Genomic DNA, 26,988 nt, shown 5'->3' with positions numbered 1-26,988 from the left:
TCCGGAGCGCGTCGGCCTCACGCCACGGCGCGTCCGTAGGCGAGGAGAACCCCGCCCTCGCTGAAGGTGGTAGCGCTCTCCAGCGTCAGGTCCGTACGCGTCTCGACACCGCTGAAGAGTCGCTCGCCCACCTCGACGACGACGGGATGGACGACGATGTGGAGCTCGTCGATCAGGTCTGCCTCCATCAGTGATCTGACGAGCGTCGGGCTGCCGAAGATCACGACGTCACCGCCCTCGCCGGCCCTGATGCGCTGGAGTCGTTCGGCGAGGTCGCCCCCGAGTGGCTCAGCGGGCGCGCACTCTCCCCAGGGGAGCTGGGCGACCTGATCGTCGCGCGTCGCGACCAGCTTGGTCGCACCGTTGATCTTGGCGGCCAGGCGCGAGACGACGTCGACCGGTTCGGTCGCGGCTTGCATCGTCGGCCATTTCCGGGAGAGGTCGTCGTACGTGGCGCGTCCCAGCAGGACGGTGTCGACCCGGTCGAACAGCCGCAGCAGACTCTCGGACGCCTCGCCGACGACGTTGCCGGGACGGGTCCAGCCGCTGAAGTCGGTCTTGTCTCCGTCGGGGTCGCCCGTCACGACGCCGTTCAGAGTGCTGTGGATGAACAGGATGATTCGTCGAGCCACGTTCTTGTACCTCTCGAGTCCAGAGTTCTTACGCGGGTGAAGCTAGCCCGGTCACCGCCTGCGGAGCCGCGCCCTCATGTCGGCGTGGATGACCTGTCGGGTCGACTCCGAGTCGCGACCTTGATGACGTAGCCACCCGCGACGACGACGACAGAGGCACATGTTTTCCAGCACGACGGCGCCGCGGTCAGCTGCCGGTCGGCACGGGCTGGGCGGACTCCCCGCTCACCGCGCGGCCGGCGCGGCGACGGGCGAGGTAGGTGCGGGTGCCGCTGCCGACGACGCCGATGGCCAGGGCGAGCGCCGCATATCCGAGAGACGAACCATCCGGCCCAAGTGCTCGGACGAACACGGCGCCCCCGGCGGCGAGCATCTCTTCCGGTGCGCCGGCGAGCACCCGCGATCCCGCCGCGTAGCTGACAGCGGTGAGCCCGGCCGGCACGGCCCAGAGCAGGACGATGTTGACGAGCCACGCCACGACCTTCCCGACGCCGCCGAGTCCGCACCAGACCAGTGCGGCGCCGACGAGAACCGCCGGGATCCAGCGGGCGTGGCCCAGCACCGCGACATGCGTCGTGGACGCCACCACCCCCTTGGGGACGATCAGCGCGTTGAGCCAGATCCCGCAGGCGAGTGCGGCCACAGTCGCTCCGCTCGACGCCGGTGCCCGTGGTGCGCGAGCGAGCAGCACCAGCACCACCACCCCGACGAGGACGGAGCAGAGGATCACCGCCAGCACACCCCTGAAGTACAGAACGGACCGGGGGTCGTCGGCACGCAGACCGTCGGCCACCACCGTCGCGGCCTGCGCCGTCGCGACCCCGGCCACCACCAGGTAGCCGATCGCGGCGACGAGCACCGCCCTCGCCCGGGCCTCCACCGGCTCGCGCCGCACCATCAGCCCGGCGACGGCGGGTCCCCAGACCAGCATGCCGAGGAGCAGAGCGAGGTCGTACTGGCTGAAGGGCAGCAGCGCGACCGGCATGTCGTCCGGCAGCACGTCCTCCGCCCACAGGTTCTGCAGGGGAAGCCGCATACCCGTGACAAGCCACGGCAGCAGACCGAGGACGCCGGCGCCGATACCTCCGAGCAGGATCACCCAGGCGGGCCGCCGGACGCGGACCGCGGCGGCGGTCGCGATCACAGCAGCACCATGGGGGTCAGGTAGCTCGGCGTCAGCACCTGCGTCGCCGGTGAGTGCAGCCGGATCTCAGCGGTGAGCGCGCGTATCCGGGCACGCGTACGGTCGTCGGTGCGAGGCACGTCGGCGAGGGGGCTCTCGAAGTCGTCCCAGTGAACCAGCACGACCGTCCGGGGCCTTTCCAGCGCATCCATCAGCCGCTCGGCATACCCGGCCGTGATGTCCGTGCTGGGCACCGGCAGCATCACCGTGTCGACCTCGAGCGAGCGCAGCGCCTGGTCGTCGTAGTCGCTGGCGCCGAGCAGAAGCACTCCCGCACCGTCGGGGGACCGGATGACGAAGCCCAGGGTGTCGCCCTCGGGAAGATCCGCGATCGTGGAAGGTCGCTCGGGGACCCCCGTGCGGATGCCCGGGAACAACAGGCCGCCGTTTCCGCTGCGGCTGTGCAGCGAGCGGACCACCCGCACCACGGCGTCGCCGATCTGGAGCTCTTCACCGCCCTTGACGACTGCGGCCTGCGCGGCCGGGAGCCCCATCGACTGGCAGAGGTGGTAGCCGCTGAGGGTGGTGAACACCGTCGCTCCGCGCGTGGCCCCGATGTGCGGGACGTCCGCGAAGTGGTCCCAATGGGTGTGCGTCACCAGCACCGCGTCCACGGCCCCCTCGGCGCTCCCGGTAGTCCCGATCGCGCTGTCGACGGCGGCGGTGTCGAGCGCGATCGGGGTCGTCGCATCGAACCTGCCGGCAGCCAGACCGGTGTCGAAGCGACTCAGGTAGGGGTCGACCAGCAGCGTGGTCGTCGGTGTGCGCACCCGCCAGCCGGCGGTGCCCAGCCACTCGAACGAGGCGAACCCCGACGGCTTGCGCCGAGGTGCCGCCGTGGCGGTGGTCGGCCAGAGCCCGGCCAGCGGGGCGCTCGCCGCGACGGCGAGCAGGGAGCGGCGGCCGACGCCTCGGGTCGCCGACCGAGTCACTGCGGTGTGAGCTGTAGTCATGGCCGACACTCTCGACGGTGCACCGACGGGGGTCAAAGAGTCTTGTCGACCCGACGTCAGTCGGTTTCGCTATCGTCGGGTTCGTGGACCTGCTGCGTCACCTGCGCTTCTTCGTGGCAGTGGCCGATTCCCGCCACTTCGGCGACGCCGCCCGCGACCTCGGCATGACCCAGCCACCGCTCTCGCAGGGGGTCCGTCGGCTCGAGCGACAGCTGGGGGTGCGTCTCTTCGACCGCGACGCCCGCGGCGTCCGCATCACCACGGCCGGCCAGGCGCTGCTGCCCTCCGCCCGTGAGCTCCTCCGGCAGGCCGGCGAGCTCGTGGACCAGGCCGACGATCTCGCGATCCCCGACCGGGTCCGGCTGGGGATAGCCGGCGACCTCGAGGACCTGCTGGACGACGTGGTGCGCGCCCTCGCCGATACCGGGGCCGGCGTCGTCCCGACGGTGGCCGGCAGCGTGGAGCTGGTCGACCTGCTCCGCGACGGCCTGCTCGATCTCGCCGTCGTACGTCATCCCGGCGTCCTCGACGGCCTCGCCGCGGGCCCCGTGCTCATCCTGCCGACGCGGTTGGAGCCGTCGGGCAGCCCGGCCGGCCTGGCACAGTGCGAGCTGCCGATCGCGGTCCCGCCCAGACACCACCAGCCCCCGGCGCACGACCAGCTCGTCGACGCGCTTCGGCGGGCCGGGCACAGCGGGGACGTCGTCGAGGCGCCGGGTGTGACGCAGCGCCGGGCGCTTCGCGCAGCCGGTGCCGCCGTGCAGATCACTCCGGCTTCCGCACGCGACGGCATCCAGGAGGGCTCCGAGTGCCCGCCGTTGCGGCTGCGCGTCGTCGCGCCCCATCTCGGCCACCGGCGTCCGGAGGTCGACTACCGCACCGGTATCGCAGCACTCGAGGAGGCCCTCACGCGGTGAGCGGCCCCGACCACGTTCGCGACGACCTGGGGCGCATCGCCCGGGACGCGGGCGTCGTCGCGGGTGTTCACGCCAGCCGGCTCTCCGGGCCACCCGGTTCGGTCGGCCTGGCCCAGGAGGAGACCGTCGCGATCGCCTCGGTCTACAAGCTCCCGCTCGCCCTGGCCTGGGCCGATGCCGTCGAAAGCGGCGACGTCGACCCGACCGGCACCATGTGCCTGGCCGCCACCGACCGGGTGCCCGGTCCGACCGGTGTCGCGCTGCTGGACGACGACGTGACGATGACACAACGCGATGTCGTCCGCCTCATGGTGACGGTCTCCGACAACGCTGCCGGCGACGCCGTCCTCGCCCTGCTCGGACGCGAACGCGTCCACGCCCATCTGAGGCGCCTCGGCCTGCCGACGACGCTGGTCCGGCAAGGTTCCGCCGACGAGACCCGGGCGATCATCCGCGACACGGGTGCGGACGACCGTGCGGGCGCGCTCCGGACTCTCGCCGACCCGGACCGCAGGGCGGACACCTCGCAGTACGACCCGGCTTACGCCAGCGCCGCCTCACCCCACCAGCTCACGACCGTGCTGCGCATCCTCTGGTCGCGCACCGGGCGGGCACATGCACTCGTCCGGGCCGCGCTGGCCCAGCAGGCCTGGCGGCACCGCATCGGCTCCGGCTTTCCGCACGACGACGTCGCCGTCCATGGCAAGACCGGTTCGCTGGGTCGCCTACGGCACGAGGCGGCAGTGGTGCACTTCCCGCACGAGCACCCCATCGCCGTCACCGTGCTCACCCAGGCCGTCAGACCCGAACGCCATCTGCCTGTGGTCGACGCCGCCATCGGCGAGCTGGCGCGTCGAGCCGTCACACCACTTCGGATGCCTACGAGAGAGCTGTACTGACCGCGGAGGTTGTGTGCGGGCCGGCGAGTCGTTCGTGAACGGCGCCGCCTGCGCCCCGGGCGCGGCTCAGCTCGGTCGTGAGCAGCGTCGCGCGGCCGGCGGCGCGAAGACGGCGATCAGGGTGATCGACCAGACGATGGTGGCAATGACGGGATGCGCGAGCGGGAGCGGTCCGTCGGGAATCGACCCGTTGCCGAACAGGTGACGGGTGGCCGTGATCGCTGCGCTGAACGGGCTCCACTCGGCGATCGCACGGATGCCGGCGGGCATCGTCTCCGTGGGGACGAAGGCGCTGGAGACCATCACGAGTCCGAAGATGGGGGCGGAGAGCTGCTGGACCACCTCGACGTCACGGATGAGCAGGCCGAGGTAGATCCCGACCCAGCTCAGGGCGTAGCCGAACAGCAGGAGCAGGGCGAAGGACGCGGCAGCCGAGACGACGTCGGTGTGCACCCGCCAGCCGACGACCAGTCCGACCGCTGCCATCACGGTGAGCGAGAGCACTGAGAGGACGAGCTGGCTGCCGGCCAGGCCGAGCGGCACGGCCATGGGACTCATCGGCAGCGAGCGGAAGCGTTCGGTGACGCCGTTCCGGACATCGACGGCGGTGGAGCCGGCGACCATGATCAACCCCGTTCCCGCGACCAGGACGAACGCCGCCGGAACGAGGGCAGCACGGTAGTCGGCGACAGTCCCCGCCGCGCCCATGGCGCTGCCGAAGACATATCCGAACAGCAGGATCATGCTGATCGGACCGGCGAGGTTCGCCACGACGAGGGCGGGGTTGCGTCGGAGCGCCAGCAGGTTCCTGTAGACGATGGTCGCTCCGTGCACGAACGGCGCGCTCGGCGGCGCAGCGGTGGACGTCATCGGGTACCTCCGGTGAGTGCGAGATAGGCCTGGTCGAGCGTGGGCTGGTCCAGCCCGATGTCACGCACGCCGATCCCCGCGTCGGTGAGCGCAGCGAGTATGGGCGGCAGCGTCAAGGAACCGGCGGCGATCAGCCCGGAGACCGTGGCCGAGGGCTCGTCGACCTCGAGGTCGACCACCCCGATGGCGCGGAGCAGCTCCTGAGTGGCTGGCGCTGTCGGCAGCTCTTGCAGCTGGATCCGAAGCTGCACCCCGATCCGCTCCTTGAGCGCCTGCGGGGTGCCCTCGGCGACCACGTGACCCGACTCGAGCAGTGCCACCGTCTGCGCAAGACGGTCCGCCTCGTCGAGGTACTGCGTAGTCAGCAGGACCGTGGTGCCCTCGGCGGCGAGCTCTTGCACCGTGTCCCAGATCTCGTTGCGGCTGTGCGGGTCCAGCCCCGTGGTGGGCTCGTCCAGGAACAGCACCGTCGGCCGCAGGATCAGACTGGCCATGATGTCGGTCCGTCGACGCATGCCACCGGAGTAGGTGCTCACAGGTCGATCCGCCGCCGAGCTGAGCGCGTACCTGTCCAGGAGCTCATCCGCTCGACGGCGGGCAGCGGCGCGCGACAGCCCGCACAGCCTGCCGAGCACGAGCAGGTTCTCGCGCCCGCTGAGCCGCTGGTCCAGCGTCGTCTGCTGGGCGGTGACGCCGATCCTCGCCCGTGCCCTTCCCGGTTCGGCGACGACGTCGATGCCGTCGACGAGTGCGGTACCTGTGGTGGGCACGGTCAGCGTCGACAGCACTCGGACCAGCGTCGACTTCCCTGAGCCGTTGGCTCCGAGGAGCCCGAACACCGCGCCTCGGTCCACCGAGAGATCGATGCCGGCCAGCGCGGTCACGGCCCGGTCCCCACGGCCGAACACCTTGGTCAGTCCCTCGACGGCGATAGCCGGTGACGACGTCCCGTTCATGGCACTCCTTCTGCGATCAATGTTCGCGGTACGCGAGCCACTATATTGAGAACGTCGATCGCAGTAAAGGCAGGAGGTGAGCTCGGCATGACGAAGGAGGACGCCGAGGGCGACGCGGTGATCTGGGATCGCGCCCGGCCGGCACGGAAGGGGCCCCGCCCCGCTCACACGCTCGCCGACATCACGGACGCCGCCGTGTCACTCGCGGACAGGAAGGGCCTGGCGGCCGTGTCGATCAGGGCCGTCGCCACGGAGCTGGACACCGGCGGCGCATCCCTGTACCGCTACATCGTCCGCAAGGACGATCTCCACGACCTCATGGTCGATGCCGTCTTCGCGGAGTACGCGCTCCCCGACAGCCCCTCCGGCGACTGGAACTCGGACCTGGGCCTCCTCGCGCACCGAGGCCGCGCCGTGTACCACGCACACCCGTGGATGGCCGAGCTCGCACCGCACGCCTCCTGGGGACCGAGCACGCAGAACTACATGGAGTTCTTCCTCTCGGCACTCACCCCGACCGGGCTCGACCTTCCCGCAAGCATGGAGTTCATCACCCTGATGCACTCCTGGATCGCCAGCTTCGTCCAGCTCGAGGGACAGGCGATGGGCGCCCCCTCCGCCGCCAAGGTCCGCCACTTCGCCACCATCGCCGCGGACCCGGCCAGGCCGCACCTGGCCCGTGCGATCACCTCGCTGATGCAGGCCGATCCCTCCACGTGGGACCCCGACCAGCTCTTCGAACGAGGACTCCACCGACTCCTCTACGGCATCGCCGACCAGCAGCGCGCCCGTCCTACCCGAGGAGCTGCGGGTACCGGATGATCCGGGCCGGCGCCTCGGTCGGTCGGAGCACCGAAGCGCCCGAGCACCCGAGCAGTCGGAGCACCCGAGCACCCGAGCAGTCGGAGCACCCGACCACCCGAGCAGTCGGAGCACCCGAACACCGGAGCACCTGGCACCTCGGCACCGACCGGCCGTACACGCACGAAGGCCCTGGCACCGAATCGGTGCCAGGGCCTTCGTCTGGGTGTCAGAGACTCCCGGTGCTCAGATCAGAGCGGGCGGATGTTCTCCGCCTGGGGGCCCTTGGGGCCCTGCGTGACGTCGAACTCGACCTTCTGGTTCTCGTCGAGCGAACGGTAGCCGCTCGTGGCGATCGCCGAGTAGTGAGCGAAGACGTCAGCGGAGTTGTCGTCGGGGGCGATGAAGCCGTAGCCCTTTTCGGCGTTGAACCACTTCACGGTTCCGGTAGCCATGGTTGCTCCTTCCGAGCATTCAAACGGCCCCGCGGATCGGGACCGATTGTCACGGTGTTCTCGTCTGCTCCAAGAAGGAAAAGCAACCCGACCCGAGAGGGCCGAGGGCATACAAACTTTGAGTGCACTGCAACTGTGACCACGAGCCTACGGCATCACCCGGTCGGAAGCGCAAGTGTTCCCCACCACATGTGTTACGGACGTTTGTGTAGACCTATCCACGGGGTGGCCGCTCCCCGCACCGCCACGCAACTGCCGTGCCACACTCGCGAGCATGACCGAGAGCACCTCCACCACTGCGGCGCCCCACCAGTTGGCGCACCTCGTCGGCAGCTGGCAGGGGACCAACGCGTTCCGCATGATGCCGACCGACGACTTCCACGAGGCGCCGGCGACGGCGACCGTCACGACGGCGGCAGGCGGGTACGGCGTCGTGCTCGCGTACACCTGGGCCCACCCCGAGGACGGCCGGCAGGAGGGCATCCTGCTCGTCGGCTCGCCCGAGCCGGGTCAGCAGTCGGTCGACGTCGCCTGGGGCGACAGCTGGCACCAGCGTCCGGCCGTCACCCTCCTCTCCGGGACGCTGTCCGACGGTGCGCTCGAGGTCACGACGGACTACGGCGGCGGCTGGCGGTGGACCATCGCGATCGGTGGCACGAGCACGCTGCGCATCACCATGGACAACGTCATCCCGCCGGAGCAGGCGACCGAGGACATCCAGGCGGGCCCCTACCCCGTCATGGTCGCCGAGCTGCTCCGCGCGACGTAGAGCCGACCGACCGACAGGCACCTCCTGCGCGAGACCAATAGCCTCGGCAGCATGAGTGACGACGGCGAGCGCTCGGGCGAGCGGGATCAGTTCCGTCGCGGTCTGCCGGACCACCACGACCCGACGTCAGGCATCGGCGGGGCACCACCGGCCCGCAGCGCCCTCACGCTGCGTCTCGTCCTGGCGATCTTCGGGCTCGTGGCGGGTGTCCTCCTCGCCCTCTGGGCCTCGCGGGTCGACGCCCCGACGATCCTCGTGGTCGTCCCAGCCGTCATGGCAGTCACCGCGGCCGTCGACATCGTGGTGGTGGCGCGGCGCAAGCGCCGAGGCGAACCGGGCTGAGACCACTACCATCGGCCTGAAGCTGATCCCTGGCCGCCCCCGACGTGACGAGGTATCGCATGGGAGAGTTCCGCGTCGAGCTCGAGGACGCCGTCGACCCCCTCGTGCTAGCCGTCGACATCGGTTCCACAGCCAGCCGCGGCGGCATCTACGACGCGAGCGGACGCCCCGTGCACCGGCTCGGCCACAAGGTTCCCCACGCGTTCACCACCCACGCCGACGGCACGTCCGTCGTCGACCCGGACGCGGTGCTCGCCGAGGTCGAGGAGATCCTCACCATCCTGGCCCGGCGCGACCTCGCCGGGCGGATCGCCGGGGTCGCGCTGGACACGTTCGCCTCGTCCCTCGTCGGGGTCGACCGGGACGGCCGGCCCCTGACGCCCTGCTACACCTACGCCGACTCCCGGTGCGCGGACCAGGTCACGGCCCTGCGCGCGGAGCTCGACGAGTCCGACGTGCAGCAGCGCACCGGCACCCGCCTGCACTCCAGCTACCTGCCGGCCCGCCTGCGCTGGCTGCGCGAGACCGAGCCCGAGACCTTCGGGCGCGTGAGCCGTTGGCTCTCCCTGGGCGAGTACCTCTACGACCGCATCCTCGGCACCACCGCCGTCGGCACGTCGACGGCGGCCTGGACGGGCCTGCTCGACCGGCGCACCGGCACCTGGGACGACACGATGCTCGCCGTCGCCGGGATCGACGCCGCACAGCTCTCCGAGATCCGCGACCCCGACCGGCCGCTGACCGGCGTCGCCGCCCGCTGGCCGGCTCTGCGCGACGCCACCTGGTTCCCGGTCATCACCGACGGCCTGGCCGCCAACATCGGTGCGGGCGCCGAGGACGCCACGACGGCCGTCGTCTCGGCGGCGACCAGCGGTGCCATCCGCGTGCTCGTCGCAGACGTGCCGGACCAGCTGCCGAGCGGGCTGTGGTGCTACCGGGTCAGCGCCAGCCACTCCCTGCTCGGCGGCGCGCTCAACGACGTCGGGCGGGCCGTGAGCTGGTTGGGCTCGACCCTCCGGCTGGACGGCGTCGACCTGGCCGCGGTGCTCGCCGCGGACCCGGACCCCGGCACGCCGGCGGTGCTGCCCTACCTGTCCGGGGAACGCAGCACCGGCTGGGCGGCCGGTGCCCGGGCGATGATCGCCGACATCTCGGCCGCGACCACCCCGGCCACCCTGTTCCGAGCCACCATGGAGGGGGTGGCGCTGTCCTACGCACGCGTGGCCGAGGAGCTCCGCGAGGTCGCCGGCCCACCCCGGCGCATCCTTGCCGGCGGTCGGGTCACCCAGGACCACCCCGCCTGGCTGCAGGTGCTCGCCGACGCCATCGGCGCACCGGTGGTTCCCGTCACGATCAAGAGGTCCACCCTGCACGGCACGGCCCTCGTCGCCCTCGCACCGCTCGCACCGGACGTGCCGCGCGCACCGGTCCTGACCGGGCCGACCAGCACCCCCGCGGAGGGGCGCGCGCCGTACTACGCCGCACGGGCCGGTCGCTATCGCGAGCTGTACGAGGCCGTCATAGGCAAGCACTGAGCGCACGACGGCGCACGCACAGCGCCGTCAGCCGTCAGACGTCAGCCCGCGCGCACCACCGTCAGCCCGCGCGCACCACGCGGCGGCCCGAGATCTCCTCGATGGGGATGCCGATGCGCACGCCCGGGCCGTCCACGGCCCACGAGTCCGGCTCGGGCAGGTCCGGGTTGACGAGGTCGTCGCCGAGGAGCCGGGCGCGTCCGGTCACCTGCACCGACCACCCGGTCCGCGTCTGCGCGTCGATGCCGCCGACGCCGAGGCTCATGAGGCGATCGTGCGCGGCCGCGGCAAGCTTGGCGCCGTAGTCGCTGCGGGCCACGATCTCGCCGAGATGGACGATGTAGTTCACCGGCGCAAGTGCCGGCCGGTCGCCGTCGCAGAAGGCGAGCCAGCCGACGAGCGCCTCGGCCAGCAGCCGCCGGCACTCGTCCACCGACAGAACCTCGAGCTGTGCGTCGTCGCGCATGTCGTCTCCTTCGGCAGCCGGGCCCTCGGGGCCGGACCGACTCGGCGGTCCGCAGCCTCCATTGTCGCCCGCGAGCGGCACTGGGCGACTGTCCTTGGTCCCGTCCCGAACCGGCTCCTTGAGGCGCCGGCGACACGTACTGTGCGTTGCGTTACCCAAACGTGACATCCGTACTTTGCGTCGGGTAACGTCTCCATCGCTTCCCGCACCCTCCATCGGGAAGTCTCCGGACGGACGCCGAACCCTGCCGCGTCTGGAGCCAACGAGACGTTCCGCGGCAGGGACGGGGGACCCGATCTTTTCGGTCCTCTACGAGGGCCTTGGGGTGAAGCGCGACCGGTTCGTCCGGGAGCGCCGGGTGTTCTCCCACCCGAACCCGACAGCTCACCCCGCAGGCAGCCAGGAGAGGCCACCGTTGACCACGAGCACCACCCTCGGCGGACGCCACCGCGCGGCTCGTCGACCGAACACCCCCCTGTCCATCCTGCTGACCAGCTCACCGTCCGCCCGGCGCGGTCTGATGACGGTCGCGACCTCGGGCCTCGTGCTCACGATGGCCGCCACGACCGCCACCGCCGCCCCGGACTCCTCGACCACCGCTCTGCCGGAGGTCGACGTCACCTCGCTGACGGACGCGGCGCGCAACGCCCTGGTGACCACCCCCACCGTGACCGTCCCGGCCGACGTCGAGTGGTCGGTGGACGCCGTCGCCTCCGACGTCGAGGTCAGCGCGGCTCCCGAGCCGGAGCCCGCGCCGGTCGTCACCGAGCAGGTCGACCGGAGCCAGCAGGCAGCCTCACGTGCGGGCACCCGGGAAGCGCCGGCACAGACTGCCACCGCTGCCGCACCGGCCGCGGTCTCGGCGTCGACTTCCGGTTCCGCCATCGTGAACTACGCCCGGCAGTTCCAGGGCACCCCGTACATGTGGGGCGGCACGACGCCGGCCGGCTTCGACTGCGCCGGGTTCACCTGGTACGTCTTCAAGAACTTCGGCATCAACCTGCCGCTGTCGTCCGCGGGCCAGCAGAGCGTCGGCACCCGCGTCTCGGCCGCCGAGGCCCGCCCCGGCGACCTCGTGGTGTGGCCCGGGCACGTCGGGATCTACACCGGCAACGGCAACTACATCTCGGCACTGAACCCGAGCATGCCGCTGTCCGAGGCACCGATCAGCGCGCACAGCTCGAGCTGGAGCTTCCGCCGCGTGTGAGTTCCGGCGCACACAGCACCACGACGGCGGTCGTCCCCCCGGGGCGACCGCCGTCGGCGTCTCTGTCGACCCCCGGGCGGCAGCCGACGAGTCGCCGGGGAGCGGTGAGCCCGTCGGTGAGGTTCGGGAGAGGCCAGCCAAACACCCCGAAGGGTTCGTACCGGTTTCCGGTACGAACCCTTCGGCGTCTGCTGCGTGGCAGTGCCGGCGTCACCTGTCCGGCAGGACCGTCGGAGAAGACCCGTCCTCAGCTGCAGCCGGAGGTCGAGCCGCAGCCTTCGCAGACGTAGCAGGTGCCGGACGGGCGCATCTTGATCCCGCACGACATGCACAGCGGCGCGTCGGCCGTCTGGCCCTGCTGGAGCTCGAGGAGCTCCGCCGAGGAGCGTGGCGCCGACCTGCCCGCGGAGCGTGGGGCCGACCCGCGGGTGGCACCGGTCGGTGATGTGGTCGCCGTCGGTGCCGTCGTCGCCGCGTCACCTGACGTCGCCGCCGCTGCCCCCGCCGTCGTCGTCCGCCCGTCCGCCGTCGTAGTCCGCCCGTCCCCCGCCGCTGCCCCCGCCGTCGTCGCCGGCGCGTCCCCCGCCGCTGCCTCCGTCGTCGCCGGCTGCCCGACGGCGGACCCGGGCACCGCGTCCGCCTGACCGACCGTCGCGCCACCGGGCGCCCCGTCGGCGGCCGGCTCGTTGAGGTCGACGAGGTCCACCTCCGCCGGCGCGTAGGAGCCTGTCTCGGCGTAACGGTTGCGCTCGGTCGTGGTGAAGATGCCCATCTCCGAGCGCACGTCGAACGGCAGGTGGTCCAGCGCCAGCCGCCGGAAGATGTAGTCCATGATCGACTGCGCGATGCGCACGTCCGGGTCGTCGGTCATGCCGGCCGGCTCGAAGCGCAGGTTGGTGAACTTCTGCACGAAGATCTCCAGCGGGACGCCGTGCTGGAGGCCGATGGACACGGCGATGGAGAACGCGTCCATCACGCCCGCGAGCGTCGACCCCTGCTTCCCCAGCCGCAGGAACACCTCGCCCAGACCGTCGTCGGGGTAGGACCCGGCGGTCATGTATCCCTCGGCCCCGCCGACCGTGAAGGACGTCGTCACGGAGGGGCGCTGCTTCGGCAGCCGCTTGCGCACGGCCCGGTACGGGACGTCGGCCACCGGCGCTGCCGCCACGCCCGCCGCGCCCCCGGCTGGGGCCTCCCCGGCTGCGGCGCCTACGGCGGTCCCGGCGGCATCGGCAGCAACGGTGTCAGCAGCAGCCCCGGCCGACTCCCCGGCCGCAGGCTTGGCCCTGGCGTCGGAGAGTGGCTGCCCCACCTTGCAGTTGTCGCGGTAGACGGCGAGCGCCTTCAGGCCCATCTTCCAGCCGTCGAAGTACACCCTCTCGATGTCCTCGACCGTGGCGGACTCGGGCAGGTTCACCGTCTTCGAGATCGCCCCGGAGAGGAACGGCTGGACGGCGGCCATCATCTTGACGTGGCCCATCGGGGCGATCGACCGCCGACCCATGGCGGTGTCGAACACCTCGTAGTGCTCGGTGCGCAGCCCCGGCGCGTCGACCACGTGGCCGTGCTCGGCGATGTGCTCGACGATCGCCTCGACCGTCTCCTCCGCGTAGCCGAGCCGGCGCAGCGCCCGCGGGATGGTCTGGTTGACGATCTGCATCGAACCGCCGCCGACGAGCTTCTTGAACTTCACCAGCGAGAAGTCGGGCTCGATGCCGGTGGTGTCGCAGTCCATCATGAAGCCGATGGTGCCGGTGGGCGCCAGCAGCGACGCCTGGGCGTTGCGCCACCCGTCCCGCTCCCCCAGCCGGTTCCCTGCCAGCCACTGCTCGGTCGCGGCGGCGTGGACGGCGGCGTCCATGGTGCCGACCGTCCGCAGGTCGTCGTTCGCGGCGGCGTGCTTGCGCATGACCCGCTGATGAGCGGCGGCGTTGCGGGCGTAGCCGTCGTACGCGCCGAGAGCCCTGGCGAGCTCGGCGGAGCGCCGGTACGCCGTCGCTGTCATGAGGGACGTGATCGACGCGGCCAGTGCGCGGCCGCCGTCGGAGTCGTAGCCGTGCCCGGTGGCCATCAGGAGGGCGCCGAGGTTGGCGTAGCCGATGCCGAGCTGGCGGTAGGCGCGGGTGGTCTCGGCGATCGCGTCGGTCGGGAAGTCGGCGAAGCAGATCGAGATGTCCATCGCGGTGATGACGAGCTCCACCACGGCGACGAAGCGCTCGACGTCGAAGGTGCCGTCCTCGCGGAGGAACGTCAGGAGGTTGATCGAGGACAGGTTGCACGAGGAGTTGTCCAGGTGCAGGTACTCGCTGCAGGGGTTCGACGCGGTGATCCGGCCCGACTCCGGCGAGGTGTGCCAGTCGTTGATCGTGTCGTCGTACTGCAGGCCGGGGTCAGCGCACTCCCACGCGGCCGTGGCGATCTTGCGGAAGAGCCCCTTCGCGTCGACCGTCTCGACGACCCGGCCGTCCTGCCGCGCCTTGAGGTCGAAGCCGGCACCCTCCTCGACGGCGCGCATGAACGCGTCGCTGACCCGCACGGAGTTGTTGGCGTTCTGGTACTGGACGGAGACGATGTCCTTGCCGCCGAGGTCCATGTCGAAGCCGGCCTCCCGCAGCGCGCGGATCTTGTCCTCCTCGCGGGCCTTCGTCTCGACGAACTCCTCGATGTCCGGGTGGTCGACGTCGAGGACGACCATCTTGGCCGCACGTCGGGTGGCACCGCCGGACTTGATGGTTCCCGCGGAGGCGTCGGCGCCGCGCATGAACGAGATCGGGCCGGACGCGTTCCCGCCGGAGGAGAGCAGCTCCTTGGAGGAGCGGATCCGCGAGAGGTTCAGGCCGGCACCGGAGCCGCCCTTGAAGATCAGCCCCTCCTCGCGGTACCAGTTGAGGATCGAGCCCATGGTGTCGTCCACCGACAGGATGAAGCAGGCGGAGACCTGCTGCGGCGAGGCGGTGCCGACGTTGAACCAGACCGGGGAGTTGAAGGCGAAGACCTGGTGCAGCAGGAGCCACGTGAGCTCGTCGGAGAAGACCTCGGCGTCCGCCTCGGTGGCGAAGTAGCCGTTCTCGCGGCCGGCGGCGGTGTAGGTGCCGACCACGCGGTCGATGATCTGCCGCAGGCTGGTCTCGCGGGCCTCGGTGCCGACGGCGCCGCGGAAGTACTTGGTCGTCACGATCGTCGCGGCGTTGAGCGACCAGGAGGTCGGGAACTCAACACCGTGCTGCTCGAACACGGTCTCGCCGGTCTTCCAGTTGGTCTGCACGACGTCGCGGCGCTCCCACGCGACCTCGTCGTAGGGGTGCGCCCCGGCGGTGGAGAACACGCGCGGGACGCTCAGTCCGCGTCGCTTGGTGGTTCGGGTCGTGCCGGTCTTCCTGCTCGCCGGGGTGACGGACATGGTCGCTCCTTCGCCTTGGCCATCAGCGTCGGTACGGGGCTTTCGTACCAATTGTGAACCTGTTCTGACGACCTGTCATCACAACATGTGGTGTCCGATGTTTGCCACAACCACCATATGTAGTGGTCGGCACGTGATCCAGCATGAGGCGTGGCGTGTCGAGCGAGGCGTCTGGCGCGGGGGCGCCTTTGCTGCGTCGGGATGCTGCGAGCGGTGGCTGCCGCGTGGCGTGGCGGACGTGGCGTCGGGAGTAGGCGCGCCTGGCGCGCCCCTGTGCGGCGGGATGCCGCAAGCGGTAGCTGCCAGGTGACATGCCGTGGGAGGCGCAGTGCCGTGAGGGCGCGTGCGTCACTGCTCAGGACAAGGCCCGGCACGCCGGGGAGGTGCTGCCGCGTATCGCGGCCGAACATCCCGTGCCGGGTGGCGACCGCCGCGCTGACGCGCGCGACACAACGGGGAAGATCACTGTGCCGTCGCAGGTGATCTTCCCCGTTGTCTATGAGCCGCCGCCGTCGGGCGACTGAGATGTCAGGTGGCGGGCCGGATGTTCTGGTTCACCCGGAACGTGTTCTCGGGGTCGTACACCGTCTTGACCGACGCGAGCCGGCCGTAGTTGTCGCGATAGCTGGCACGCACGCGCTCCTCCCCCTCGTCCATCATCATGTTCACGTACGCCCCGCCGGCCGAGTACGGGTGCAGCGCCTCGAAGTAGTCGATCGACCACTGCCTGATCCGCTCGAGGTTCGCGGGGTCCGCGTCGACCCCGGCGAACACGGCACCCCACCGCGCCTCGCGGTAGTTCCACGCCGTCTCGCTCGGCCCGACGTCGTGGGCGGCGCCGTCGACCGGGTAGAGGTGCATCGTGGACTTCCACGTCGGCAGCGCGGCACCGAACCTGGCGTGGATCTCGAGCGCCTCGTCCGGGATCTCGGTGACGAAGTCGGCGCGCCAGTACCACTGGTCACCCGTGGGGTAGAGCCCGTCGAACATGCTCTGCATCACCGGGTGCGGCATCGGCGCGAGCGCCTTGAGCAGAGGCGGCGGGGTGGCGTCGAGGAACGGGGCGACGGCGGCCTCCGCAGCCGCCTCGTCCTCTCCGGTCCAGCAGAAGAGCACGCCGCAGACGGTGCGTAGATGGAGCTCCTCGGGGAACGGTGGCGCCGGCGGCACCGCGCCGACCAGGAAGAACCCGTTGAGTTCACGCGGCGCGGCCGGCAGGAGGTCCCGGTACACGGCGAGCACCTCTGCGGTCTGCTCGACCGGCCAGAACACCGGCCCCGCGACGACGGTGCTCAGCTCGTGCAGGCGGAACACGAACCTCGTGACGATGCCGAAGTTCCCGCCCCCGCCGCGGATCGCCCAGAAGAGGTCTGGGTTCTCGGTGGAGCTGGCCGTGACCTGACGACCGTCCGCGAGGACCAGGTCGGCGGAGAGCAGGTTGTCGATCGCCAGCCCGCACCGGCGGGTGAGGTGGCCGATGCCGCCCCCGAGGGTGAGGCCGCCGACCCCCGTCGTCGAGATGATGCCGGACGGCGTCGCGAGCCCGAACGCGCTGGTGGCCCGGTCGACCTCGCCCCACGTGGCGCCGCCGCCGACCGTGGCCGTGCGGGCCGCGGCGTCGACCTCGACCTCTCGCAGATGGCGCAGGTCGATGACGACGCCGTCGTCGACGGTGCCGAGGCCGGCGCCGTTGTGGCCGCCTCCGCGCACGGCGACGGGCAGATCGTGCGCCCGGGCGAACGCGACGGCGCGCGCGACGTCCGCCGGGCCACGCGGTCGGGCGACAAGCGCGGGCCTGCGGTCGATCGAGGCGTTGTAGACGCGGCGGGCGTCGTCGTACCCGGGATCGTCGGGCCCGATGAGCTCACCGCTGAAGTCCTTCAGCTCGGTGCGGACAGTGGTGGTGGGAAGTGTCGTTGTCATGGGAGCCTCCTCGCTCGTCCCACCGTTCTACGTCCGGCCCGGGTGCCGCCGGTATCCGGAGAACCACGTACGGGCACCACCCCGCCACCTGGCGCCGCCCGTGTGCTCGATCTGCCGCGGCCGGCGACGGCGGAGATGCACTGCGGACGTGCGGCACGCGGCGCGGTGGCACCTCGGCAAGACAAGCCCGCGGAGAAGCACTGCGGATGTGCGGCACGTAGTACGGCGGCACCTCGGGAAGACAAGCCGGCGGAGAGGGGCGTGCCGTTGTGCGGGATTGTCGCCTCACGCCGGCGAGGCCGTGGAGAGGCTGTGCCGGGTCGCCCAGACGGCCACCTCCGACCGGCTGCGCACGTCGAGCTTGCCCATGATGTGGTGCAGGTGGGTCTCGGCGGTCCGAGGCGTGATGTCGAGCCGCCGGCCGATCTGCTGGTTGGTGCACCCCTGGGCGACGAGCCGGACGACCTCCCGTTCGCGGGGCGTGAGCTGGGTGATGTCCGGACCGGCCGACGGTCCCGCCGCCGGTGTGATCAGCCGCTGCGCCACGTGGATCGCCGCGGCCACGGAGAGGCGTCGCCCGGACTCGCGCTCGCGATCAGCGACGTAGTCACCCAGCGAGCGCCGGGCCGCGCCGTCCACCCGGTCGACCCGGGCCGCGTCGTCGGCGGTGAGCGGAACGTCGATCCGGAGCCGCAGACCGGTCGCGACCCCGACCAGCTGCATGGCGTCGGCGTGCCGGTCGCGCGCCGTCGCCACCACGGCGAGGGCCTCGCACGCGGAGGCGACCCCGCGCAGGTCGGACGTCGCGTCGAACTCGGTGAGCGCGAGCAGCAGCAGTCCGGCGCCGTCGTCGGGGTGACCCACCTCGACATCGACGTTCCCCAGTGCCCAGGCGCACCACGCCACCGCCCAGCGGTACCCGTCGTCCCGGAACCCGCGCAGCGCGACCCGGAAGAGCTCGCCCGCCGCGTCGAGGTCGCCGCGGCGCCAGGCGACCCGGCCGAGGTCGAACCGTGCCCACGCCGCTCCGCGCGCGCTGCCGACGCCGTCGAAGAGGTGCGCCGCCTCTTCGTGCCGGCTGCGGGCGTCGTCGAGCCGGCCGCTGTCGCGCGCGACGTGCCCGAGGAACGCGCAGGCCATCGCCAGCCGGCGCGCGTCGTCGCGTCTCGCGCAGTCGGCTCGGGCCGGCTCCAGCAGCGCATCGGCGCGCTCGAGGTCGTCCCGTCCCCACGCGATGACGCCGGCGATGATCCGGGCGGCCGCGAGGACCTCGGGGTGCAGCCGTCCGACGCCGTCCGGGACGTCGGAGTCGTCGGGCACGTCGGGGACGTCGTTGTCGTCCGCGACCTCGGCTCCGTCCGCGGCCGTCAGCACGCGATCGAGGACCTTGTCCGCTTCACCGAGGTGCCCGCGTGTGTACCAGGTCCACCCGAGAGCCGTGGCGAGCACCAGCGCACCCTCGTGCCGTCCGGTCGCGAGGCACCTGCTCAGGCTGCGGGTCAGGTCGCCCTCGTGCCGGGTGGTCCAGCTCCAGTAGACGCCCTCCCGCGCCGTCCCGATCGAGGTCTCGACCCGACGGGCGACGTCGATGCAGTACGCGGCGTGCCTCTCGGCGAGGAGCGCTGCCTCGTCGCATGCCTCGAGCTGCTCCGCGGCGTACTCGCGCAGGCTCGCGAGCAGCGCGAAGGTCGCCTCCGCACCAGGGGCCGCGACGCGCTGCACGAGGCTCTTGTCGACCAGCGACTCCAGGGTGCGAGCCACGTCCTGCCCGGGCTCGGCGGTGACCCCCTCGGCCGCACGGAGCGTCCACGCCCCCTCGAATACCGAGAGACGGCGGAACAGGCGGCGCTCGTCCGCGCCGAGCACGGCCTCGCTCCACGAGATCGCCGCGCGGAGGCTGCGGTGCCGTTCGGGCACGTCGCGGCTGGTAGCCCGGAGGATCGCCGTGCGGTCGCGAATCCGAGCGGCGATGTCTGCGGGGCTGAACATCCTGACCCTGGCGGCGGCGAGGATGAGGGCGAGCGGGAGTCCGTCGAGCCGGACGCAGATCTCGGCGACGGCGGCGGCGTTGCCGTCCGTCACACGGAACCCGGGCCACGCGGCCCGCGCGGCGGTGGCGAACATCGCGACCGAGGGGGCCGACTCGATCTCGGCCGTCGTGGCGGCGTCGACGACCGGCAGGGCGAGCGGCTCGACGGGCAGCTCGCGCTCCTCGCTCAGGTGCATCCGCTCGCGGCTGGTGACCAGCAGCCGCACACGCGGGCAGTCCTGGAGGATCGAGGTGAGCTCGTCAGCGAGCCCGACCACCTGCTCGGCGTTGTCGAGCACCAGCAGGAGCTCGCGCTCGAGCAGCGCGTGGTGGACGCGCTGACCGGTCCGCCGACCCACGTCCGCGCTGACGCCGACAACTCTGGCGATCTCGCCCAGCGCGCCGTGCCGGTCGCGCGCCGGGGTGAGGTCGGCGAAGACCGCCCCGTCGGCCAGGCCGGGCGCGACTGCGGCCATCACGGCGTTCGCCAGGCGCGTCTTGCCCACGCCGGGTGGCCCGGTGAGGGTCAGGAGCCTGACCGGGCCCTGGAGGAGATCGCGCGCCTCGGCGAGCTCGGTCTCGCGGCCGACGAGGTCGTGGACCACGGTCCGCGCGTCCACGGTTCCACCGTAGCCGGGGTGCGGGTCGGCGTCACTGGTCCTTCTGCGGCGCCGCGACGAAGGCCGCGCGCACCGCCGCCCGCCGCAGCGTGGCGAGCACCGGTCTGCCCAGGACCAGGATGCCGGCGGCCGTCGTCACGGCCCGGCCGATGTCCCAGCCGAGGGAGGTCGCGACCGAGTACAGGACGAACCGGCGCAGGTTCTCCGCCATTGGGTCGCCGGGCACGTACGACAGGCCGGTGCCCGCACCGAGCTGGAACGGCCAGAAGGAGAGGTTCATCGCCCAGCCGTAGACGAAGGCGGCCACCACGCCGTAGAGCGCGAGGAGGACGACCTCCGGCCAGCCGCGCACGCGCCGGGGCAGCAGTCCCGCGCCGAGCCCGACCCACGCCGCCCCGAGCATCTGGAAGGGCAGCCACGGCCCGACGCCGCCGGTGAGCATCGCCGAGGCGAACAGGGTCGTCGTCCCGAGCACGAAGCCGAAGCCAGGTCCCAGGACCCGACCGCCGAGGACGATCACGAGGAACACGGTCTCCACGCCGCCGGTGCCGGCGGCGACCGGGCGCAGCACCGCCCCGACGGCGGAGAGGAGTCCCAGCACCGCGACGGCCTTGACGTCGAGACCGCCGTCGCCGAGGCCGACCAGCAGCACCGTCAGCGCCGCGCCGAGCACCAGGGCCAGCACGAGCGGCGCGTCCGTCCCGTCGGCGAGCACCGCGCCCGGGTCGACGAGCAGCGGCCATGCGAAGGCGAGGACGCCGAGCGCGGACGCCAGCACCAGGGCGGCGGCCATGCGGCGTCCTACCGGGATCGCTCGTGCGGACCTGCCGGCGAGAGGGGCCGCCGTCGACGGTGCGACGCGGCCGCGCCACCGGTCTGCCACGTACGACCGACCGGTCGCAGCGCGGCCGCGCCGTGGACGGCCGCCGGACGTCACGACGCGCCTCCGGTCCCGACCGGCTCGAGCGCGCGCCGGACGTCCGCCACGGTGAGCAGCGGCAGCGGGCGCAGGATCTTGGCGACCTGCGGCGCGAAGGTGGCCGAGTCGCGCAGGACCGTCGCGGCGTCGGCGTCGGCCACCACGTCCCCGTCGGCGAGGAGCACCACCCGGCCGGCGCACCGGGCGACGAACTCGACGTCGTGGCTGGCCAGCAGGACGGTGCGACCTCGGCTGCGCAGACGGGCCAGCAGCTCGGCGAGGCCGGCCTTGGCGGTGTAGTCGAGACCTCGGGTCGGTTCGTCCAGGAGCAGCACCGGCGGGTCGGCCGCCAGCTGGACCGCGAGCGCGAGCGCGAGGCGCTGCCCCTCGGAGAGGTCACGCGGGTGGTGGTCGACGCCGGTACCCGGCGCGAGGAGGTCGAGCAGACCACGCGTGGTCCCGGGCGGGACGCCGGCCTGCTCGTCGCCGGCGGAGCACTCCTCGTCGACGGTCGGCAGATAGAGCAGGTCCGCCGGCGTCTGCGGCACGAGGGCGACGTGCCGGCGCGCCACGGCCGCCCGCATGCCGGCCGGGTCCGCGCCGTCGGCCAGCTGCACGGTCCCGCCGCTGCGCGGGCCCTGGCCCTGCACCGCCCAGAGCAGCGAGGACTTGCCCGACCCGTTACGCCCCATGAGCGCCACCACCTCGCCGGCGCGCAGAGTCAGGTCGACGGCGCGCACGGCGTGGACATCGCCGTGGCGGACGTCGAGCCGGCGGGCGGTGAGAGCCGGCTGAGGGTGCACGGCCGGCCCGACCGGCGCACGTTCGGGGACGGCGATCTGCTCCGCCGTCGTGAGCCGTTCCCGCAGAGGGCCGGCGACGCGACGCGCGTCGCGCACCGAGAGCGGGAGCGGGTCCCAGCCGGCCAGTCGGCCGAGCTCGACGACGGGCGGGGCGACGGCGGAGGTGGCCAGGACCTGCGCGGGCGGCCCGGCCGTGGCGTGGCCGGCGTCGTCGAGGGCGATCACCGTGTCGGCGAACTGCACCACCCGCTCGAGGCGGTGCTCGGCCACGAGGACGGTGACGCCGAGGTCGTGGACGAGGCGGGCGAGGGCGGCGAGGACGTCCTCGGCGGCGGCCGGGTCGAGGGCAGAGGTGGGCTCGTCCAGGACCAGGACGCGCGGCTGGGCGGTGAGCACCGCCCCGATGGCGACGCGCTGCTGCTCGCCACCGGAGAGGTCGGCGAGCGGCCGGCCGCGCAGGGCGGCGAGGCCGAGCAGGTCGAGGACCTCCTCGACGCGCTTGCGCATGAGCGCAGGGGCCACGCCGAGCTGCTCCATGCCGAAGGCCAGCTCCTCCTCGACGGAGTCGGTGACGAACCCGGCGAGCGGGTCCTGACCGACCACCCCGACGACGTCGGCGAGGTCTCGGGGCAGGTGGTCGCGGGTGTCCCGGCCGGCGACGACCACGCGCCCGGCGAGCGTCCCGCCGCTGAAGTGCGGGACCCGCGCGCACGCCGCGCCGAGCAGGGTGGACTTGCCCGAGCCGGTGGGACCGACCACCAGGCACAGCTCACCCTCGTCGACCTCGGCGGTGACGTCGCGCAGGGTCGGCGCCCGTGCCCCCGCGTAGGTGACCGAGAGGTTCTCGAAGCGGATCATCGGGCTCTCCCCGGGCCGAGGACTGCGGGAACGACGGCGAGCAGCGTCGCGACGACGCCGAGCGGAGGCAGCTCCGGCCAGCGCAACGGGCTCAGCGCGTCCGACATGCCGACGGGGTCGAGCGCGGCGGCGGCCGCCGTGCAGACCGCGGCGAGAACCCCGCACGCCGCCAGCGCGGTCTCGTGGCGCCGCCACGGATCGGGCCGATAGCGCGTGCGGTGGACCCGGCGCCCGGCGACCAACGAGGCGGCGACGGCGGCGAGCGCCCCGAGGCCGAGCAGGGCGGGTCCCAGCCAGCCCGGCGTGGTGGCGTCGAGGAGGCCGTAGGTGCCGAGCAGCCCGGCGAGCAGCGCCACCACGAGCGCGGCCCCGACCCACGGGTCGCCGCCGGGCCGGGCGCTGCGGGCGTACCCGCGTGAGTCCATCGACGCGGCCAGGACGAGCGCGTGGTCCAGCGCGTCCTGCAGCACGGGGACCAGCCGGGCGACGGCGGCCCGGGGACCGCGCGCGTCCAGCCCGCGCAGCCGCTGGGCCCGCCGCACCCGGCGCACCGCGCCGACCAGCTGCGGGGTGACGGTGACGGCGATGACGACGGCGGTACCGAGGTGATGGAGGGACGCGGGCAGGCTGCGCAGCGCCCGCTTCGGGTTGGCCAGCGCGTTGGCGGCACCGAAGCACACGATCAGGGCGGCGAGCCGCAGACCGCCGTAGGCGGCGCCGAGCAGCCCGGCGGCGTGGACGGGGCCGAGGAGCTCCACGCTGGCCACCCACTCCGGCAGCGCGACGGCGGGCAGGTGCACGACCACGGGGCTCGCGTCGTCGAGCCCCACGAGCACGTAGAAGCCGACGCGCACCAGTACGACGACCACGCCCAGCACCAGGTAGGCACCGAAGGCGCGTGCCCACGGAGTGTCGCCGCGCCGGGCGAGGACGACGAGCACGACGGCGCCCAGCAGGCCGGCCACCACCAGCGGGTTCGTGGTGCGGGTCAGGGCGACCGCGACGCCGAGCGCCCACGCCCACCAGGCGAGGGGGTGGACGGTGCCGACCGGCTGCCTCCGACCATCAGAACGTCCGCGCGTGCGTCGCGGCCCGCGGGCACGCCCGACCTCGGCGGGCACTCCCACCGAAGTCGCGGCGTGCGTCGTCATCGTGGGTTCAGCCCTGTCGGCGTCGCAAGGTCACGGCGGCGATCACACCGAGAACGACGACCACGACGGCGATCGACGCGATCGTGGCGGCGTCCACCGACTGCCCGTCACCCTCGGTCGCTGCACCGTCGGAGTCGGCAGCATCGTCGGCACCGTCGGCGTCGTCGGTGTCGGCGGTGTCGGTGGTGTCGGTGGATTCGGCTGCCGGAGGCGCTCCCCCGGTCTGGTCGCCCGGAGCGGGCGAATCGGAGGCGACCTCGTCGTCCGCCGGTTGCTCGGGGGCGGCCGTGGCGGTCGCTGCCCCGGCGAGCTGCGCCGTCGTGATCCCCGGGCCGGCCGTCCCGTCGTTGTAGCGCCACCCCTCGAAGCTGCCCGGGTCCGGGTCGACCGCGTCCGCCCCGGCGGTCTGCGCGGCCCACTCCTCGCCTGGCTCGGCACCGAAGTACGCCCAGTAGCTGCCCTGGAACTCCTCGGGGCACGGGTCCGGCAGGGCGTCGATCGCGCAGATCATCCCCGGGATCGAGTCGGTCGGCTCGAAGCCCGCGGCCTCCAGGGCCTGACGCCCGGTGGCCGGGTCGCCCTCCGCGCACCCCACCTCGACGTCACCACCGAGATCGGTGCTGTCGACGACGACCGTCACCCCGGAGGAGCCGACGCATGCGCCGTCGGGAACAGCCGGCGTCGCTGCGGCCGGCAGCGCGCCGCCGAGGGGGAGGACGAGGACGGCGGTGAGCGCGGAACGCCTCAACCGGGTGCGGATGCTCATGCGATGCCTTTCGGGTGAGCCTGCGAGCAGGCCCGGACCCGGCAGCCCGCGACCCCAGGTCGACGGCACGACGAGTGCGGGCTCGTCCGCAGACCTCGACGGATGGAGCCTGGAGTCCTGGCCAGGCATCCCGGCTCGCCGTCGGTGGGTGACCGACGACCTACGGTTGCGGGTCAGCGCCGGACTTCGACCGGCTTCCCCTGGGGCAGGACGTCTACTTTCAGTTTTCTGTTCTCATCATCCCCCGCCGGGTGCGGGGGTGCCATGCTTCCTGGATGACCAGGATCTACACGAAGACCGGCGACGACGGCACCACCGGGCTGTTCTTCGGCGGACGGGTCTCCAAGGGTGACCTCCTCGTCGACGGCTACGGGGACGTCGACGAGACAGTCGCCCTGCTCGGTGTCGCCCGCGCCGGCTGCCCGGACGAGGAGCACGCCGACCTTCTCCTGCGGCTGCAGCGCGAGCTCTTCGTGGTCGGAGCGGACCTGGCCACGAACCCCGAGCGGCGCCGACGGCTACGGGACGGTGTGTCCCGGGTGACGCCCGAGATGGTCGCCGGTCTGGAGGAGCTCATCGACCAGCTCGTCGCAGAGCGTCCGCTGCGCCCGGTGTTCGTCGTCCCCGGGGCCACGCCCACGGGGGCGGCGATCGACCATGCGCGCACGGTGGTGCGCCGGGCCGAGCGGCACGTCGTGGCGGCACGCCAGGCGGGCCACCCGGTGAGCGAGGAGGCGTTGACCTACCTCAACCGGGTATCGGACCTGTTGTTCGTGCTCGCCCGGCACGCCGCCGGCGAGGTCGAGGAGCTGCCCAGTCACGAGTAGCAGGCCGGCCCGGATGAGCAGAGCTGCCCTCGGCCACGAGCAACAGGCCGGCCCAGACGAGTGGAACTGCCCTCGGCCACAAGTAGCAGGCGGGCCACGAGCAACGGTGAGGAATCGGTGCGCTATCTGCACCGAATCCTCACCGATCCGCCCGGCCGAGCCCGGTGGACCAGGCCGACCGTACCGGGTGAGCCCGGCCGCCGTCCGCCCGGCCGTGACCGGTGTGCCCGACCGTGCCCGGTGAGCCAGACCGCCGTCCGCCCGACCGTGCCCGGTACGTCAGGCCGCGGTACGCCCGATGCGCACCCGCCAGACATCCGGGCCCTCCTCGAGGTACTCCCACGTGAACTCGCCGGCGTTCTCCGCCTCGAGCTGGTACCGCAGCGGCTTCGGGTCGTGGTCGTTGACCAGGACGAACGCGGTGCCGGGCTCGAGCGCGGCGAACGTGGAGAAGATGAGTGAGTGGCGGTCCTTGGGGGCCTCCTCGCGCACGTCGAGCTCGACGTCGGTGCTGGCCATGGTTGCCTCCTGCGGCTGTCGGGTCACCATTTTTGACGGGTGCGGTCGTGGAAAACGTATCCGCGTCACACCTCGACCCCTGGGACCTTGGTCTCTGGCTGCTTGGTTCGTCACTCTGGCGACACTCTGGCTCTGGCGGCACTCTGGATCGGGCGGCGCTCTGGCCGTAGGGAGGCGCAGGAAGTCGGACTGTCGACGGCGATGCCCCCGCGCGTTCTCAGGCAGACGTGCGCGAAGGATCCCAGGCGAGCGCTCCCGCCGGCAGCACGAAGGGGTCCCCGGACACGGGAGAGGGCCACCAACGTTACGAGAAGTTCGCCGGACGTGCGAGGGCCCCGCCAAGCAATACGGTTGGCGGGGCCTGTAGGTTCGGTTCTAGACGATGAAGAGCGGATCGCGGTCGACCATGTCATACCGACCGATCGTCTCGCTGATCCAAGCGATGAAGTCGCGCATATCGCCTCCTTGTCCAAGTTGCAGGTTGCTCTCCGAGCACGCCCTTGGGCACGAAAGGAACACGGTTCAGCCGTGTCATAAGATGCAGCGCCGATACGCTGCCGGGTATTCCCCACCGTCGGGGCCCGTCCTGATAGACCCGAGGGTCGCCGCAGCTTGTCTCAGCACATCGAATGGAAGAGGGTGGATGACGTGCGCTCCTCGACGCTGTCGCCACGGCACGTCCCACTTGGGCCGGTCGTCCCTCCCGCCATCCTGGCCACACATGCCGATGGGCCGCACACCTGTCGATCCGCACGCGAAGGCGCTGCTCTGCCCGACGGCCGGACGGGCCTCTGATGCTGCGTCTCGACCCGGCCTCGTCGGTGCCGCCCTACGAGCAGCTGCGGACCCAGATCACCGAGCAGGTGGCCGGTGGCAAGCTCGGGGCGGGCGACCGGCTCCCGACGGTACGCCGGCTGGCCGACGACCTGGGGATCGCCCCGAACACTGTGGCGCGCGCCTACCGCGAGCTCGAGCAGGACGGGCTGCTGGACGGACGCGGCCGGGCGGGCACCTTCGTGGCCGACGCCGACGGCGACCATGCCGCCAAGGCCGCGGCCCGAACCTATGCCGAGACGGTCCGCGCGCTCGGCCTGGACCCTTCCTACGCCCTGACCCTGGTGCGTCGCGCCCTGGGCGTCTGACGCACCCGCTCAACCGGCGAGACCCAATCGACGCCGGCCGTCCCGC

The 26,988-nt window shown here is 72.3% G+C and carries 25 protein-coding genes and 2 riboswitches; of the genes, 10 read left to right on the top strand and 15 right to left on the bottom strand.

Features of this window, described 5'->3' with window-relative positions; genetic code table 11:
• Positions 1 to 17 precede the first annotated feature (17 nt).
• From GD748_RS05425 to GD748_RS05415, 3 genes are all read right to left on the bottom strand, one after another.
• A complete protein-coding gene (locus GD748_RS05425) occupies positions 18 to 632 on the bottom strand; it encodes a dihydrofolate reductase family protein (RefSeq protein ID WP_152194109.1) in 615 nt (204 codons plus the stop codon).
• A gap of 187 nt (positions 633 to 819) precedes the next feature.
• A complete protein-coding gene (locus GD748_RS05420; protein ID WP_152194108.1) occupies positions 820 to 1,776 on the bottom strand; it encodes a hypothetical protein in 957 nt (318 codons plus the stop codon).
• Positions 1,773 to 2,768, bottom strand: a complete 996-nt coding sequence (locus GD748_RS05415) for an MBL fold metallo-hydrolase (RefSeq protein WP_152194107.1) — start codon at positions 2,766 to 2,768, stop codon at positions 1,773 to 1,775. Before GD748_RS05415 ends, GD748_RS05420 begins: the two co-directional genes overlap by 4 nt.
• Positions 2,769 to 2,851: 83 nt before the next feature.
• On the opposite strand from GD748_RS05415, the gene GD748_RS05410 reads away from it, so the two are divergent.
• Positions 2,852 to 3,685, top strand: a complete 834-nt coding sequence (locus GD748_RS05410) for a LysR family transcriptional regulator (RefSeq protein WP_152194106.1) — start codon at positions 2,852 to 2,854, stop codon at positions 3,683 to 3,685.
• Entirely contained in the window at positions 3,682 to 4,584 is a 903-nt protein-coding gene (locus GD748_RS05405) for a serine hydrolase (protein WP_152194105.1), read from the top strand. The genes GD748_RS05410 and GD748_RS05405 overlap by 4 nt, the downstream gene beginning before the upstream one ends.
• A 66-nt stretch (positions 4,585 to 4,650) precedes the next feature.
• Here the strand turns inward: GD748_RS05405 and GD748_RS05400 are convergent, their stop codons facing one another.
• Complete coding sequence (locus GD748_RS05400) at positions 4,651 to 5,454, bottom strand: ABC transporter permease (protein ID WP_152194104.1); 804 nt, start codon at positions 5,452 to 5,454, stop codon at positions 4,651 to 4,653.
• Positions 5,451 to 6,410 carry an ATP-binding cassette domain-containing protein gene (locus tag GD748_RS05395; RefSeq protein ID WP_152194103.1) on the bottom strand — a complete coding sequence of 320 codons (960 nt, stop codon included), beginning with the start codon at positions 6,408 to 6,410 and terminating at the stop codon, positions 5,451 to 5,453. The genes GD748_RS05400 and GD748_RS05395 overlap by 4 nt, the downstream gene beginning before the upstream one ends.
• Positions 6,411 to 6,497: 87 nt before the next feature.
• Between GD748_RS05395 and GD748_RS05390 the strand changes: the two genes are divergently transcribed.
• A complete protein-coding gene (locus tag GD748_RS05390; protein ID WP_152194102.1) occupies positions 6,498 to 7,232 on the top strand; it encodes a TetR/AcrR family transcriptional regulator in 735 nt (244 codons plus the stop codon).
• A gap of 230 nt (positions 7,233 to 7,462) precedes the next feature.
• Here the strand turns inward: GD748_RS05390 and GD748_RS05385 are convergent, their stop codons facing one another.
• Positions 7,463 to 7,666: a cold-shock protein gene (locus GD748_RS05385; protein WP_152194101.1), complete on the bottom strand. Its 204-nt coding sequence runs from the start codon at positions 7,664 to 7,666 to the stop codon at positions 7,463 to 7,465.
• 274 nt (positions 7,667 to 7,940) lie between these two features.
• Between GD748_RS05385 and GD748_RS05380 the strand changes: the two genes are divergently transcribed.
• Genes GD748_RS05380 through GD748_RS05370 form a run of 3 tightly spaced genes read left to right on the top strand, consistent with a single transcriptional unit; the run spans position 7,941 to position 10,312 of the window.
• Complete coding sequence (locus GD748_RS05380) at positions 7,941 to 8,435, top strand: DUF1579 family protein (RefSeq protein ID WP_152194100.1); 495 nt, start codon at positions 7,941 to 7,943, stop codon at positions 8,433 to 8,435.
• A gap of 51 nt (positions 8,436 to 8,486) precedes the next feature.
• Entirely contained in the window at positions 8,487 to 8,777 is a 291-nt protein-coding gene (locus GD748_RS05375; protein ID WP_152194099.1) for a DUF6343 family protein, read from the top strand.
• Between the two features lie 59 nt (positions 8,778 to 8,836).
• A complete protein-coding gene (locus GD748_RS05370) occupies positions 8,837 to 10,312 on the top strand; it encodes a gluconokinase (protein WP_152194098.1) in 1,476 nt (491 codons plus the stop codon).
• Between the two features lie 61 nt (positions 10,313 to 10,373).
• On the opposite strand, the gene GD748_RS05365 is transcribed toward GD748_RS05370, so the two are convergent.
• A complete protein-coding gene (locus tag GD748_RS05365; RefSeq protein WP_193312821.1) occupies positions 10,374 to 10,778 on the bottom strand; it encodes a pyridoxamine 5'-phosphate oxidase family protein in 405 nt (134 codons plus the stop codon).
• Between the two features lie 225 nt (positions 10,779 to 11,003).
• Positions 11,004 to 11,191, top strand: a riboswitch (cyclic di-AMP (ydaO/yuaA leader).
• Between the two features lie 2 nt (positions 11,192 to 11,193).
• Here GD748_RS05365 and GD748_RS05360 point away from each other — a divergent pair.
• On the top strand, positions 11,194 to 11,985 hold the full coding sequence (locus tag GD748_RS05360) for a C40 family peptidase (RefSeq protein ID WP_152194096.1): 792 nt from the start codon (positions 11,194 to 11,196) through the stop codon (positions 11,983 to 11,985).
• Between the two features lie 247 nt (positions 11,986 to 12,232).
• On the opposite strand, the gene GD748_RS05355 is transcribed toward GD748_RS05360, so the two are convergent.
• Complete coding sequence (locus tag GD748_RS05355; RefSeq protein WP_152194095.1) at positions 12,233 to 15,385, bottom strand: vitamin B12-dependent ribonucleotide reductase; 3,153 nt, start codon at positions 15,383 to 15,385, stop codon at positions 12,233 to 12,235.
• A gap of 311 nt (positions 15,386 to 15,696) precedes the next feature.
• Here GD748_RS05355 and GD748_RS05350 point away from each other — a divergent pair, with 311 nt between their 5' ends.
• The gene (locus GD748_RS05350; protein WP_152194094.1) at positions 15,697 to 15,909 is read left to right on the top strand and encodes a hypothetical protein; all 213 of its coding nucleotides are present in this window, start codon (positions 15,697 to 15,699) and stop codon (positions 15,907 to 15,909) included.
• A gap of 4 nt (positions 15,910 to 15,913) precedes the next feature.
• On the opposite strand, the gene GD748_RS05345 is transcribed toward GD748_RS05350, so the two are convergent.
• From GD748_RS05345 to GD748_RS05320, 6 genes are all read right to left on the bottom strand, one after another.
• Entirely contained in the window at positions 15,914 to 17,308 is a 1,395-nt protein-coding gene (locus GD748_RS05345; protein ID WP_152194093.1) for an FAD-binding oxidoreductase, read from the bottom strand.
• 285 nt (positions 17,309 to 17,593) lie between these two features.
• A complete protein-coding gene (locus GD748_RS05340; RefSeq protein WP_152194092.1) occupies positions 17,594 to 19,957 on the bottom strand; it encodes an ATP-binding protein in 2,364 nt (787 codons plus the stop codon).
• A gap of 31 nt (positions 19,958 to 19,988) precedes the next feature.
• On the bottom strand, positions 19,989 to 20,750 hold the full coding sequence (locus GD748_RS05335; RefSeq protein WP_152194091.1) for an ECF transporter S component: 762 nt from the start codon (positions 20,748 to 20,750) through the stop codon (positions 19,989 to 19,991).
• A gap of 140 nt (positions 20,751 to 20,890) precedes the next feature.
• Positions 20,891 to 22,537 carry an ABC transporter ATP-binding protein gene (locus GD748_RS05330; protein WP_152194090.1) on the bottom strand — a complete coding sequence of 549 codons (1,647 nt, stop codon included), beginning with the start codon at positions 22,535 to 22,537 and terminating at the stop codon, positions 20,891 to 20,893.
• Positions 22,534 to 23,688, bottom strand: coding sequence for a CbiQ family ECF transporter T component (locus tag GD748_RS05325; RefSeq protein ID WP_152194089.1), 1,155 nt, complete (start codon positions 23,686 to 23,688; stop codon positions 22,534 to 22,536). Before GD748_RS05325 ends, GD748_RS05330 begins: the two co-directional genes overlap by 4 nt.
• A 7-nt stretch (positions 23,689 to 23,695) precedes the next feature.
• A complete protein-coding gene (locus tag GD748_RS05320) occupies positions 23,696 to 24,454 on the bottom strand; it encodes a hypothetical protein (protein WP_152194088.1) in 759 nt (252 codons plus the stop codon).
• A gap of 102 nt (positions 24,455 to 24,556) precedes the next feature.
• Positions 24,557 to 24,679, bottom strand: a riboswitch (cobalamin riboswitch).
• Between the two features lie 50 nt (positions 24,680 to 24,729).
• Here GD748_RS05320 and GD748_RS05315 point away from each other — a divergent pair.
• Complete coding sequence (locus GD748_RS05315) at positions 24,730 to 25,281, top strand: cob(I)yrinic acid a,c-diamide adenosyltransferase (RefSeq protein WP_152194087.1); 552 nt, start codon at positions 24,730 to 24,732, stop codon at positions 25,279 to 25,281.
• 279 nt (positions 25,282 to 25,560) lie between these two features.
• On the opposite strand, the gene GD748_RS05310 is transcribed toward GD748_RS05315, so the two are convergent.
• Positions 25,561 to 25,800: a DUF2249 domain-containing protein gene (locus GD748_RS05310; protein WP_152194086.1), complete on the bottom strand. Its 240-nt coding sequence runs from the start codon at positions 25,798 to 25,800 to the stop codon at positions 25,561 to 25,563.
• 794 nt (positions 25,801 to 26,594) lie between these two features.
• On the opposite strand from GD748_RS05310, the gene GD748_RS05305 reads away from it, so the two are divergent.
• Positions 26,595 to 26,942, top strand: coding sequence for a GntR family transcriptional regulator (locus tag GD748_RS05305; protein ID WP_193312820.1), 348 nt, complete (start codon positions 26,595 to 26,597; stop codon positions 26,940 to 26,942).
• The last annotated feature ends 46 nt before the right edge of the window (positions 26,943 to 26,988 follow it).

The sequence above is a fragment of the Georgenia subflava genome, assembly GCF_009193155.1.
GTDB classification, from domain to species: domain Bacteria; phylum Actinomycetota; class Actinomycetes; order Actinomycetales; family Actinomycetaceae; genus Georgenia; species Georgenia subflava.
This window is presented reverse-complemented; position numbering and strand designations above follow the sequence as displayed.

Excerpts from the sequence above, each read along its gene's own strand:
- GD748_RS05415 (WP_152194107.1), bottom strand. The coding sequence starts at position 2,768 with ATGACTACAGCTCACACCGCAGTGACTCGGTCGGCGACCCGAGGCGTC.
- GD748_RS05400 (WP_152194104.1), bottom strand. The coding sequence starts at position 5,454 with ATGACGTCCACCGCTGCGCCGCCGAGCGCGCCGTTCGTGCACGGAGCG.
- GD748_RS05395 (WP_152194103.1), bottom strand. The coding sequence starts at position 6,410 with ATGAACGGGACGTCGTCACCGGCTATCGCCGTCGAGGGACTGACCAAG.
- GD748_RS05390 (WP_152194102.1), top strand. The coding sequence starts at position 6,498 with ATGACGAAGGAGGACGCCGAGGGCGACGCGGTGATCTGGGATCGCGCC.
- GD748_RS05385 (WP_152194101.1), bottom strand. The coding sequence starts at position 7,666 with ATGGCTACCGGAACCGTGAAGTGGTTCAACGCCGAAAAGGGCTACGGC.
- GD748_RS05380 (WP_152194100.1), top strand. The coding sequence starts at position 7,941 with ATGACCGAGAGCACCTCCACCACTGCGGCGCCCCACCAGTTGGCGCAC.
- GD748_RS05375 (WP_152194099.1), top strand. The coding sequence starts at position 8,487 with ATGAGTGACGACGGCGAGCGCTCGGGCGAGCGGGATCAGTTCCGTCGC.
- GD748_RS05370 (WP_152194098.1), top strand. The coding sequence starts at position 8,837 with ATGGGAGAGTTCCGCGTCGAGCTCGAGGACGCCGTCGACCCCCTCGTG.
- GD748_RS05365 (WP_193312821.1), bottom strand. The coding sequence starts at position 10,778 with ATGCGCGACGACGCACAGCTCGAGGTTCTGTCGGTGGACGAGTGCCGG.
- GD748_RS05355 (WP_152194095.1), bottom strand. The coding sequence starts at position 15,385 with ATGTCCGTCACCCCGGCGAGCAGGAAGACCGGCACGACCCGAACCACC.
- GD748_RS05350 (WP_152194094.1), top strand. The coding sequence starts at position 15,697 with ATGCCGTGGGAGGCGCAGTGCCGTGAGGGCGCGTGCGTCACTGCTCAG.
- GD748_RS05345 (WP_152194093.1), bottom strand. The coding sequence starts at position 17,308 with ATGACAACGACACTTCCCACCACCACTGTCCGCACCGAGCTGAAGGAC.
- GD748_RS05335 (WP_152194091.1), bottom strand. The coding sequence starts at position 20,750 with ATGGCCGCCGCCCTGGTGCTGGCGTCCGCGCTCGGCGTCCTCGCCTTC.
- GD748_RS05330 (WP_152194090.1), bottom strand. The coding sequence starts at position 22,537 with ATGATCCGCTTCGAGAACCTCTCGGTCACCTACGCGGGGGCACGGGCG.
- GD748_RS05325 (WP_152194089.1), bottom strand. The coding sequence starts at position 23,688 with ATGACGACGCACGCCGCGACTTCGGTGGGAGTGCCCGCCGAGGTCGGG.
- GD748_RS05320 (WP_152194088.1), bottom strand. The coding sequence starts at position 24,454 with ATGAGCATCCGCACCCGGTTGAGGCGTTCCGCGCTCACCGCCGTCCTC.
- GD748_RS05315 (WP_152194087.1), top strand. The coding sequence starts at position 24,730 with ATGACCAGGATCTACACGAAGACCGGCGACGACGGCACCACCGGGCTG.
- GD748_RS05310 (WP_152194086.1), bottom strand. The coding sequence starts at position 25,800 with ATGGCCAGCACCGACGTCGAGCTCGACGTGCGCGAGGAGGCCCCCAAG.
- GD748_RS05305 (WP_193312820.1), top strand. The coding sequence starts at position 26,595 with ATGCTGCGTCTCGACCCGGCCTCGTCGGTGCCGCCCTACGAGCAGCTG.